This window comes from Actinosynnema sp. NPDC023658 (assembly GCF_040639995.1).
In the GTDB taxonomy this organism is placed as follows: domain Bacteria; phylum Actinomycetota; class Actinomycetes; order Mycobacteriales; family Pseudonocardiaceae; genus Actinosynnema.
The window spans coordinates 1-877 of the sequence record NZ_JBFAAX010000892.1; the positions used below are offsets into that span (position 1 = coordinate 1).

Annotated in this window: 1 protein-coding gene; it reads left to right on the forward strand. The window is 76.6% G+C overall.

The features are described from left to right. On the forward strand, positions 1-768 hold a 768-nt coding region (locus AB0G02_RS36060; RefSeq protein ID WP_360803711.1), incomplete at its 5' end, for an MFS transporter. Between the last annotated feature and the right edge of the window lie 109 nt (positions 769-877).

The window sequence follows — 877 nt, forward strand, 5'->3', positions numbered from 1 at the left end:
TCCCCGTCCGCGCTCGTGCCGCTGGCCGCCGCCGTCGTGCTGCTCGGCGCGTTCCTGGTGGTGGAGGGCAAGGTCGCGGCGCCGCTCGCGCCGCTGTCGATCCTGCGCCGGCGCACGGTGAAGTGGGGCGGCCTGACCGGTTTGATCACCTTCGGCATGTGCGGCGGCACGACCGTCCTGCTCAGCCTCTACATGCAGGACGTGCTGCACTGGAGCCCGCTGGCCACCGGCATCGGCTTCCTGGCCGAGGGCGTCGCGGCGATGGTGGCGGGCAGCCTGGCCGCCAGGTTCATCGGCCGCGTCGGCACGCCCGCGATCCTCATGGCCGGCCTGCTGGTGCAGGGCCTGGGCACGGCCGCGATGCTGCTGCTCCCGCAGGACGGCGACCTGGTCCTGCTGATCGTCACGACCGCCGCGCTCGGCTTCGGCCACGTGCTCGCCGTCGTCTCGTTCATCGGCACGATGACCTCCGGCGTGCCCGAGGAGCACACGGGCCTGGCCAGCGGCCTGGCGCAGACGGCGCAGCAGGTGGGCAGCGCGGTCGGCGTGGCCGTCCTGGCGGCGGTGGTGGCCGCCGCGACCGTGCCCGACCCGGCCGCGCCCCAGGCCGCCACGCTCGACGGCCTGCGCTCGGGCCTGCTGGTGTCGACCGTCGTCACGCTGGCCGGCGTGGTCGTGGCCCTGCTGTTCCTGCGCGCACCGCGATCCGCCGAGGGCGGTGACCGGTCGGCGGACGCCTCGGCGTCCCAGGCGGTCACCGCGCCCTGAACCCCCACAGGCAAGCGGTGACACCACGGACGGGGCGGCCCGGGCCCCCCGCCCCCCCCCCCCCCGGACCCCGCACCGCCCCCCGCCCGCACGGCGCGGGGAGGGAAGA